The sequence below is a fragment of the Acinetobacter sp. RIT698 genome (assembly GCF_009668065.1).
Lineage (GTDB): Bacteria > Pseudomonadota > Gammaproteobacteria > Pseudomonadales > Moraxellaceae > Acinetobacter > Acinetobacter guillouiae.
The window spans coordinates 22,154-32,677 of record NZ_WJYH01000047.1 but is presented as its reverse complement, the minus strand read 5'-3'; the positions used below and the strand labels follow the sequence as shown (position 1 = coordinate 32,677).

Annotated in this window: 11 protein-coding genes; 4 read left to right on the top strand and 7 right to left on the bottom strand. The window is 39.1% G+C overall.

The window, feature by feature from the left end:
- Positions 1 to 95 precede the first annotated feature (95 nt).
- Positions 96 to 1,187, top strand: coding sequence for a hypothetical protein (locus GJV03_RS17340; protein ID WP_252720736.1), 1,092 nt, complete (start codon positions 96 to 98; stop codon positions 1,185 to 1,187).
- Entirely contained in the window at positions 1,184 to 1,792 is a 609-nt protein-coding gene (locus GJV03_RS17335; RefSeq protein ID WP_252720735.1) for a hypothetical protein, read from the top strand. Before GJV03_RS17340 ends, GJV03_RS17335 begins: the two co-directional genes overlap by 4 nt.
- Before the next feature lie 241 nt (positions 1,793 to 2,033).
- On the opposite strand, the gene proB is transcribed toward GJV03_RS17335, so the two are convergent.
- Positions 2,034 to 3,167 (bottom strand): glutamate 5-kinase, encoded by a 1,134-nt coding sequence (proB, locus tag GJV03_RS17330; RefSeq protein WP_154130676.1) that lies wholly within the window; start codon positions 3,165 to 3,167, stop codon positions 2,034 to 2,036.
- A gap of 61 nt (positions 3,168 to 3,228) precedes the next feature.
- Entirely contained in the window at positions 3,229 to 4,452 is a 1,224-nt protein-coding gene (gene cgtA / locus GJV03_RS17325) for an Obg family GTPase CgtA (protein WP_004820174.1), read from the bottom strand.
- Between the two features lie 301 nt (positions 4,453 to 4,753).
- On the opposite strand from cgtA, the gene prfH reads away from it, so the two are divergent.
- Positions 4,754 to 5,344, top strand: a complete 591-nt coding sequence (prfH, locus tag GJV03_RS17320) for a peptide chain release factor H (RefSeq protein WP_154130675.1) — start codon at positions 4,754 to 4,756, stop codon at positions 5,342 to 5,344.
- Between the two features lie 5 nt (positions 5,345 to 5,349).
- Here the strand turns inward: prfH and GJV03_RS17315 are convergent, their stop codons facing one another.
- Both GJV03_RS17315 and GJV03_RS17310 read right to left on the bottom strand, forming a co-directional pair.
- Entirely contained in the window at positions 5,350 to 5,709 is a 360-nt protein-coding gene (locus GJV03_RS17315) for a hypothetical protein (RefSeq protein WP_154130674.1), read from the bottom strand.
- A 117-nt stretch (positions 5,710 to 5,826) separates the two neighbouring features.
- Positions 5,827 to 7,188, bottom strand: coding sequence for a dicarboxylate/amino acid:cation symporter (locus tag GJV03_RS17310; RefSeq protein WP_004721869.1), 1,362 nt, complete (start codon positions 7,186 to 7,188; stop codon positions 5,827 to 5,829).
- Positions 7,189 to 7,607: 419 nt separating this feature from the next.
- Between GJV03_RS17310 and GJV03_RS17305 the strand changes: the two genes are divergently transcribed.
- Complete coding sequence (locus tag GJV03_RS17305; protein WP_105714491.1) at positions 7,608 to 8,603, top strand: glycosyl transferase family protein; 996 nt, start codon at positions 7,608 to 7,610, stop codon at positions 8,601 to 8,603.
- 27 nt (positions 8,604 to 8,630) lie between these two features.
- Here the strand turns inward: GJV03_RS17305 and GJV03_RS17300 are convergent, their stop codons facing one another.
- The 3 genes from GJV03_RS17300 to GJV03_RS17290 form a co-directional block, all read right to left on the bottom strand.
- Positions 8,631 to 9,095 carry a hypothetical protein gene (locus GJV03_RS17300; RefSeq protein ID WP_154130673.1) on the bottom strand — a complete coding sequence of 155 codons (465 nt, stop codon included), beginning with the start codon at positions 9,093 to 9,095 and terminating at the stop codon, positions 8,631 to 8,633.
- A 203-nt stretch (positions 9,096 to 9,298) separates the two neighbouring features.
- The gene (locus GJV03_RS17295; protein ID WP_004721875.1) at positions 9,299 to 9,565 is read right to left on the bottom strand and encodes a DUF1315 family protein; all 267 of its coding nucleotides are present in this window, start codon (positions 9,563 to 9,565) and stop codon (positions 9,299 to 9,301) included.
- Positions 9,566 to 9,567: 2 nt separating this feature from the next.
- Entirely contained in the window at positions 9,568 to 10,506 is a 939-nt protein-coding gene (locus GJV03_RS17290) for an NAD(+) kinase (protein ID WP_042140791.1), read from the bottom strand.
- Positions 10,507 to 10,524: the final 18 nt, after the last annotated feature.

Genomic DNA, 10,524 nt, shown 5'->3' with positions numbered 1-10,524 from the left:
GATAAAACAATCAAACTACATACATTAAATTAAGACTTAAAAACAAACTAACGAAAAGGAATTTTACTTTGAAAATTAATGGACTTAATATAATTTTGACCACGCTCTCTATTTTAACACCATCATCAGTAATGGCTGGACCAGCAAGCTGTGAAGATAATTTTGTTGTCAATCGCCAAAATGGCATGGTTGATTATCAAGCAACCGTTTTGCTCACTTCGGCAAATGAGCACGATATTTCACAACAGATCAAACAAGCAATTGCACAGTCAGGTTTCCGTATCGATAGTGAGGAAACAGCTGGTTCAGGTACTGAGATCACCTTCTTACCAAATAAACAGGCCCGCGAATCTTGGTTTGCAATGACAGCTGTTGTGTCAAAGACCGGGAATCAACACATGGTTGGATTACGCAGTTTAGGAGATAGCACCTTAAAACAACAAAGCACACCACAGATGCGTACAGTGATGTGTGGATTTCTCGCAAGTTTACCCAGTGTTAAATCTTCAAATATGGTTGCAACACAAACAACATCTGGACGTGGTGAACCTCCTGTCACAAAAAAAATTGGTCGAGAAATACGCCCTAAATCAGAGTTGGATGTACGTGTAGCACAGCTGGCTCTTGAACCAGGGACAGCAACAATTATGGGTAAAGCATGCACTACAAATAGTTCGCATGGGCAAACTTTCCGTGATTATTTACGTAACGAAGCAGTGTTTTTGTATCCAGTGACACCTTATCTTGAGGAAGTTCTCAGTCTGTACGAAAAATCTCGTCCAGAGGATACAGTGATTATTTCTCCATTCATTACTCAGATGCGTATTGAAGGGCGAACCAATAGCGATGGTGAGTTTCGTTTGCAACTCAAACCAGGCAAGTATCTAATCGTTGCTCAACATGCTTCTGCTGGTGCAGGCAGTTATATGAATTATGATGGTGCCAATACTTCACAGAATGGTAATACAATTACCACGACTCATTTCTATTCAGAACGTGATTTTTTTCGGAACTGGAACGATATCCTTAAAGATCGTGTCACAATTTCAAAACCCGATCAGATTGTCAAAATCAGCTTAACCCCACCCTTTCGTGCTCAGGGGCTAATTGGTGGTTTAATTAATCGTGGAAAGCAAAAAGGCACTGGCGTTATGGGCTTGTCTTGTTCGGAGTGGCAATTTAAATGAAGATACATATCCCAATATTGTTGTTACTGAGTTGGATAATAGCAACACCTTCCCTCTATGCTTCTGATCTTGCCCCAATGCTCGGAAGTTGGCAATGTACTGCTCAAGCTGAAATTGCACTGCCTATTAATGCAGGTAAGCCACTTAAAATGGTTGAGACCTATACCGTGATGACGACTGCAGATGGAATCAGTGAAGGAGATGATTCAACGATTTATTACCTCCCTACAGGAGAAAAATTGATGCCCATCGAAGTGATTAGCCATTCTAAAGCACAATATCGTTTACAAGGTGATACCTTAAAACTTCTAGTTTTAAATTGGGAATTACGTGAAGGACGTATTGCCCCTAAAGAACGAGCAGATTTTATTACCAGTATGCTAGGCAAAAATGCACCTGCAGCTACACGCTCACAACTAGGAGCAAAAATAGATCGCATGGCTGAAGATTTTGCTGAAATGATTGCTAAGAATTTTCAAGCAAGAATTGGTAAAGAAAGTTCCATACCATTTCGGATGACTGCCACGGGTGCTGGAAAAATAGAAAGAACCTTCGGTTCAGGTGCAAATGCAGTCACACATCAATGTGTTCGGCTATCCAATTGATCATTCACTACTGATTTGAGGAAAATTTAAATGTGCTTGCTCAACATACCTTTATATAGGTATTGCTATTCCAATGCTACAAGCACAAACAATGCCTATTCAATAGTTAGTGTTCAGTTAGAGTATGGGGCGGTCATAAAGTTTTTAAATCCGATTTATACAACGAAAAATCACCATTAATCACACCCAAATAAAAACCCCGCCAAAGCGGGGTTATATTTATTAGAAATATTAAAACTAATCAATAAATCGACATATGGTTGCGATGAATCATTTCTAAAGAACGTGCTTCACCTAGCACCTGATACACCTTATCTGAAGCCAAACCTTTGACAGTTTCAGCAGAACGCGAACTAAAGTTCACTCGTCCAACCGCGACTCGATGACCATACTGATCAACACATTCCACAACATCACCACGATCAAAATGCCCTTCAACTGCTTTTACACCTACAGGCAATAAACTACGATGGTTTTCTTTAATGGCTTTGACAGCACCATCATCTAAAACCAAACGCCCTGCAGTTTGAAGATGGGCAGCCAACCACTGTTGATGTGCTGTAACACGATCATCATCGGTAATGAATAAAGTACCCAATAATTCACCCGACATTAAACGAGCCAATACATTGTCACTTTCACCACTAGCAATCAACGTTGGACAGCCTGACTTGGCAGCCAAACGAGCAGCACGAACTTTGGTCAACATACCGCCACGTCCAAACTTACCGCCACCACCAGCCATATCAAACAAGGTTTCATCCATTGCACGAACAGTATGGAACAATTTTGCATTTGGATTAGAACGCGGGTCTGAATCAAACATCCCTTGCTGATCAGTCAAAATGATCAGCAAGTCTGCATGAACTTGCCCTGCAACCATTGCTGCAAGCGTATCATTATCACCAAAGCGAATTTCATCAGTAGACACTGTGTCATTTTCATTGATTACAGGAATCACTTTCCAATCAATCAAATTTTGTAGTGCATCACATGAGTTAAGGTAACGACGGCGATCTGCAAGATCATCATGAGTTAACAAGACTTGCGCAGTTTGGATAGAATGCTTTTCCAACACGCTTGACCATGTATGAATTAATCCCATCTGACCAATGGCAGCACAAGCTTGTAGACTGGGTAAATCGGTGGGTCGATTCTCTAGCTTCATACGAACCATCCCTTCAGCCACAGCACCTGAAGACACAAGAATGATCTCATGCCCTGCATTGTGTAGATCTGCAATTTGTTTCGCCCAATGCGAAATTGCATCCAAATCTAAACCTTGCCCATTTGCTGTGAGTAAAGATGATCCGATTTTAACAACGATACGTTTTAAAGCCTTGAGCTGACGTTGCCCATCTACCACTTCTATCATCTTGTCCTCGGTCTTTCTTTTCTAAATGGGTATCTTTAGAGACTATAGATACCCTTAGAAATTAGCGTACGTAGTACACTTCCATTTCGCCATCATCCTCGCCATCGTCATCCTCATCATCTTCTTCCTCTGCCAAAATACCAGCAAGACGTTGTTGACGACGCATTTCACGATAAGCTTCTTTTGCAGCAATCGTTTGCTCACGTGTTTCAGCTTCAAGCTGATCACGGAATGCTTTCATTTTCGCTGCATACTCTGGATCTTCGTCTTCCAACTCACGTTGTTGCTCGATTTGATCCATGAGGTAATACACAACAGGTTTGGTACCTTCTTCAAGCAAGCCTGAAGTTTTAAATACAGGACCATCCCATTGTAATTCTTCAAGAATATGATTACACCATTCTTCTTGAGTATCATCAGTTAATTGATCAAGTTTGTTTAAAACAAGAACAATCGGTAATTGAGCCAATGTTGGTGAGAATTTTTTCAACTCTTCCACAATCGCTTTGGCATTGTAGGCAGGATCTGAACCATCAATCGGTTGTACATCGACAATATGCAAAAGAATACGTGTACGTGCCAAATGCTTAAGAAAACGAATCCCTAAACCAGCACCTTCCGCTGCACCTTCAATCAATCCAGGAATATCCGCCATAACGAATGAACGATGACGATCCGCATCGACCACACCTAAGTTCGGTACCATTGTTGTAAATGGATAATCTGCAACTTTTGGTTTAGCTGCTGATACTGCACGGATAAAGGTAGATTTACCTGCATTCGGCATCCCCAATAAACCTACATCCGCTAGAACTTTTAACTCTAAACGAATTTCACGGTATTCACCTTTGATACCATGTGTACATTTACGCGGAGAACGGTTAGTCGATGATTTAAAATGAGTATTCCCCAAACCACCATCGCCACCATGTGCAACTAAAACCTTTTGGCCATCTTCAACCAAATCACCAATAATATCGCCAGACTCTGTATCTACAATGGTTGTTCCTACTGGAACTTTCAGAATAACTGATTCACCACCACGACCAGCACAGTTTGCGCCAGCACCGTTTTTACCACGTTCAGCGCGAAATTTACGGGTATAACGATAATCTACTAAGGTACTGGTATCGTCGTCAGCTTGAATATATACGCTGCCGCCACGACCACCATCACCACCATCTGGGCCACCAAATGGTACAAATTTTTCACGGCGAAAACTGGCTACGCCATTGCCACCGTCGCCAGCCTCTACGGTAATGACTGCTTCATCAACAAAGCGCATGCTGCCAATCCTCTAAAATCTTTAAAACCCCATATTCTGCCATATTTTCAAAAATTTCTCGAATAGTATTATTCAGCTAAGCATGAATTTTCTTAAACATTTATTGTGAGAGGCTTGATAATGCATATTTTTATTCGATTTCGATTGTTTTTTATTCACATATTTTTCTATAATCAGTTCGCTGAAAATCAATAATTCAAAATTAAATCACGCTTATTTTAATGAATCTCACAATTTCTGTTTATTCGCATTCGATTTTTTGATTTTCGATCTTATACATTAATTTTAAGGAACAATAATATTGTCTATCGTCCAACTCAGTGCTGCGCTTGGACCCGCAGAATGTCAACTCGCTGTAAAATATACGCTTCAAGAAATACGCAAAGAAGCCAAAACAAAAAAGATCCATCTCCAAACAATTGAAAGCCATGCAACTCAATATGGTTATTCCTCGGTACTGCTCAGTGTCGATGAGGATGCCCGAACATGGCTCAATACTTGGCTCGGTACAATTCAATGGACTTTCCAAAGTCCAATTCGCCCACAACATAAACGTAAAAACTGGTTTGTAGGCATTACGCTTTTCGATACACCGTTGCAACTCCCCCCAGATGACACCATCACTTTTCAGGCCTGTCGTGCTTCAGGTGCTGGAGGGCAGCATGTCAATACGACAGACTCTGCTGTCCATGCAACTCATGTTGCATCTGGAATAAGTGTAAAGGTGATGTCTGAACGGAGCCAACATGCCAATAAGCGTGTGGCAAAAGAGTTGATTGCACTCAAACTACAACAACAGATGGAGAGCCAGCAAGCCCATCAGAAACACGCTCAACATTTACAACACGCGTTGATAGAGCGAGGCAATGCCGTCCGAGCATTTAAAAAGTGATGTTTTTACATCACTTCAATTAAACGATATGCAAATTGAAACGTACTATTTTCTTTTTCAATTAGCTCAGCACTTAATGTTAAATCTGCCCATTTTCCTGTTTCATCATTTAACGTGGTTTCTAATTTGGCCTCTATTCCATAACCACCTTGATAATATTGAAAAACTTCAAAATTTTCATTTGAAATTGTTAGTTCAGGAATGTTTTGATCAAAATAGTAATGTAAAACGTCTTCTTGAATTTCATCCCAAACGGCTTGAGATATTCCAAATTTTAAATGAAGTTGTTTAAAATTTTTATGACAAACTGCTTGTATAAATTCCGCACATAATTGATATGCAATATTTTGAATATTTTTATCCATTGAATACCTAATTAAAAATAGTTTTGATTATAGAAATTGATTTCTAATCGAAACACGATTTTATCACAACAATAAAAAAAGGAAGCCTGAGCTTCCTTGATTTACAACACAACAAAATTAAGACTTTTGCAAATCCAATTGAGGTTGATTTGATTCTTCAAGCATTTTACGATCCACTTCAGCCGGATTATTTAAAGCATCATTGAGCTTCTCAACATCCAGCTTTCCGACCCACTTGGCAACCACAATCGTTGCCAAAGAGTTACCCACCAAGTTAGTCAATGCACGTGCTTCTGACATGAAACGGTCAATACCTAAAATCAAAGCCAAACCAGCGACTGGGATATTGCCTACAGCAGCCAAAGTTGCTGCCATGACAATAAAGCCTGAACCAGTTACACCTGCTGCGCCTTTTGATGAAATCAACAAGACTGCAAGCAAGGTAATTTCATGCCAAATATCCAGTTGAGTATTGGTTGCTTGTGCAATAAAGATCGCCGCCATAGTCAAATAAATAGAGGTACCATCAAGGTTAAATGAATAACCTGTTGGAATTACCAAACCAACCACAGACTTTTCACAGCCAGCAATTTCAAGCTTTTTCAGCATACGCGGTAATACAGATTCTGAAGACGATGTACCCAATACAATCAGCAATTCTTCACGAATCATACGAATCATTTTTAAAATACTAAATCCGCAGAAACGACTGATCGAACCTAAAATAATAAAGATAAACAACAAACACGTGATATAGAAACAAAGAATTAACTGTGCAAGTTGCGCTAAGCTACCAATCCCATACTTACCAATGGTAAATGCCATCGCACCAAAGGCACCGATTGGCGCAAGTTTCATAATCATATTCACAATGTTAAAAAACACATGCGAAATTTGATCAATCAATCTTAATACTGGTTTTCCAGCATCGCCAAGTTTATGTAATGCAAAACCAAACAATAAGGCAAATAAAAGAACTTGTAGAATTTCACCTTCTGCAAATGCACCCACTACGGTATTTGGAATGATATGCAAAAAGAAATCAACGGTAGACTGTGATGCACCTGATTCCACATACTTACTGATACCTGTGGTATCTAAAGTCGCGGGATCAACATTCATCCCAACGCCCGGTTTGGCGATATTGATGACAACCAAACCAATAATCAGGGCAATGGTAGAAACGACTTCAAAGTATAAAAGTGCAATACCACCAGTCTTACCCACTGATTTCATGCTTTCCATACCCGCAATCCCGCTGACCACGGTACAGAAAATCACAGGGGCAATAATCATTTTAATGAGCTTAATAAAAGCATCACCTAAAGGTTTGAGTTGTTCGCCTAAACCAGGAACACTTTTCTCTACACCATTGATCAATTGAGTACCACTTGGAAAGTAGTGCCCTACAATCACACCCAAAATAATGGCAACAATCACTTGAAAATAGAGTGACTTATACAGCGGTTTCTTAGCCATGATAATTACTTCTTTCTATATTTCTGTTTGAAGAAATATCCAATGTTAATGCTACCATTTGCTGACACAGTCCAAAATCTCGATAAAAATTTCTGAGAAGTTGGTTTTTAGCAAATAAAAATCCCTTCAGAAAACGAAAGTTTTCCAAAACAATGACAACGAATGACGATGTTTAAGATTTATTCTTTCTGGCACCTTGGCCAAAAGAATAAATACAGAACAGGAGATAAAAAATAAAACGCTCTTCAAGGCTATTTTAATTAATTTTTGATGATCAATCTCTATGCAAATGTTAATTTCGCCTAACATCTGTGCAATTTATGCTTAGACCTTAGTCTAATATCGTCTATATCTATACGATCCAGATCCATTTATGGCATAGTGTATTCCACTGTCTACTCTCCCTTGATCCATTTGACATGAATACAAAACGCAATCTTTATAAAGACTTTGAACATCCTTTTGCGCAGTTTGTGCGAATTGTTGGTAAAGGGAAAAATGGTGCACGATCATTAACTTATGATGAAGCTTACCAAGCTTTTTCAATGATTTTGAAAAATGAAGTCTTAGACGTGCAACTTGGCGCATTTTTAATGTTGCTTCGGGTCAAAGAAGAGTCTGTAGATGAACTTACAGGCTTTGTCCAAGCGACCAAAGACCAATTGAATTTTCAGCCACTTGCTGTGGATTTAGATTGGTCATCTTATGCGGGTAAACGCAAACATTACCCGTGGTTTTTATTGGCAGCATTAACACTTTCAAAGCATGGCTATAAGATCGTGATGCATGGTGCATCAGGCCATACCATGAACCGTGTGTATACTGAACAAGTCTTAGAATACTTAGGCTTTCCAATTTGCCAAAATGAAGCACAAGTCAAACAGCAACTAGACACCCAAAATTTTGCCTATTTGCCTTTAAATGTGGTCTCTCCGATCTTGGCAGATTTGATCAATCTTAGGAATGTGATGGGTTTACGCTCCCCGATTCACACACTGGCTCGTTTGATTAATCCATTCAATGCCAAAGCAACCTTACAGGCAATTTTCCACCCTGCTTATCGTAGTTCACATCAACAAGCTGCCTTTCAATTAGGTTATAAAAATAGTGCTGTGATTAAAGGTGAAGGTGGCGAGTTTGAGCGCAATCCAGATGCCAAAACCCTTATCTGTGGTATTCAAAATGGTGAACTTTATGAACATGAATTACCTAAATTAACCGATAACCGCAGCCCAACAGAAGAACAACTTGATCTCGCTATTTTTAAAGCAGTTTGGGAAGGCCAACAAGCACATGAGTATGGTGAAATTGCCATCACTGAAACAATGGGCATTGCTTTATATACCATGGGTATTGTAAATAACTATCCAGAAGCCATGAGTAAAGCAAAGCATCTTTGGAACACACGTTTCTAATTTCATCTTCAAACAGAAGCGTGAACGTTATTGATCACGCTTTTGGATAAAATAAAAATCAGCCCAATAGGGATAACTTTTCCCTGAAGAATGAATATTGATAAGTTGCAACTGATCACCCATTTTGACATCGATATTATTGGGTTGATAAGGACCAGATAAATAAGCATCTTTTTGCTTTCCAATCAGACTTGAACAATACAGATGATGGGTTTTTATCTTTTTTGATGCGTCGGCTGTATAAGCATTACGGATCTTGATACCAATTAACAGCATGGGATAGCCATCATTTTTAATTGATGTATATTGTGTGACTGGCGTTTGGAAATTTTGACTTGCGGTTACGGTAACATCTAATAAACATTGAATACTTCTTGCATCACTTGTTCGCTCAGCGAATACACTGGTCGAAATTGCAGTGATACAGAATAAACTGAGTCGAGCAAGCTTTATTGTTTTTAGTCGCGTTATTGTTTTGAGCAGCTTGAGCATTTTAACCTCTTTATCGTTTTTATCATGCTGAATATCTTTATCACCTTATTACGCACTTCTCGTTTGAACGTATTTATCGTTTTAACATAGTTATCGTTTTAACAGCATCATGATTGAAACAGTTTAAATATTATTGTTTTATAAATTGAGTGTTTGAATCACAAAGTGAAACTACTCTGTGATTCAAGGGATCTTTTGCTCAGTTAGATAAAACGAATCGGTTTAAATTCTGGCTCAGGCACATGCGAATCACATTCCTCTCCTTCTTCTTTATGCCCTTTATCGATATAACCTGTACGTTCTTTTTCAGGTATATTCTGATGTTCCCAAGCAATCACTGCTTGCATACAGGTTTGACGTTGCTCAGCAGTCAACGCCACACCATTTGGCCATTTACCAATTTCTACCGCAGTTTTTAAACGCTCAACAATGTCAGCATCTAAAATAGAAAGCATCTGTTCAATATTCATGGTCAATCCCGCTGAAAAGAATCAAAATCTTGATTCCAGCCAAGTTTAGTACGACAAGCCATATAGAAGTCATAACCTGGTGGATGTAAAAGTATTAGTTTGAAGGGATGTTTACGAATATGCAAACTATCACCGACATTTAATGAAACGCTATGCTGTCCATCAGCACTGACCATCGGCAACACACGATTTTCACGAATCAATATCTTAATTTCGCTTTGCCCACCCACCACAATCGGTCTTGATGACAAAGTATGTGGGTGCATTGGAACCAAAGCAATCGCATCCATACTTGGATGTAAAATCGGTCCACCACCAGATAAGGCATATGCCGTTGAACCTGTCGGGGTCGATACAATTAAACCATCACTGTGCTGGCGATAAACATATTGCCCATCAATGTTCAGCTCAAAATCAATCATATGTACAGATTTACCAGAATGAAGTACCACATCATTCAAAGCAATTGCATCATAAATTATTTCATTTTTACTGCGAATTTCAATTTCCAATAAAAAGCGACGATCAAGCTGAAACTCACCTTTTAAAACTTGATCTAACTTAAACAGCACTTCAGTGGGTTTAATATCTGTTAAAAAACCTAAGCGACCGCGGTTCACCCCAAGTACAGGAATATTGTATTTTACCAATGCACGTGCAGCATGTAATAAAGAACCATCACCACCGACGACAATAACCAAATCAACCACTTCACCGAGCAGATTCTTACTGACAGTTTGTGTATTGGTATAAGGTACAAGTTGTGCTGTAGCTGTATCAAAAACTGGATGCAGACCCAAACTTAATAAATGATCGTGTATAAGACAAAGCGTATCAACCACAGATGATTTATCTGGTCTTCCAATTAAACCGATATTACGAAAGGTCTTTGGTGAAATTTGCACAGATGCGGTAGCTCCACTGAAATTCTGAGATATAATAACACTCTCAGTATATGT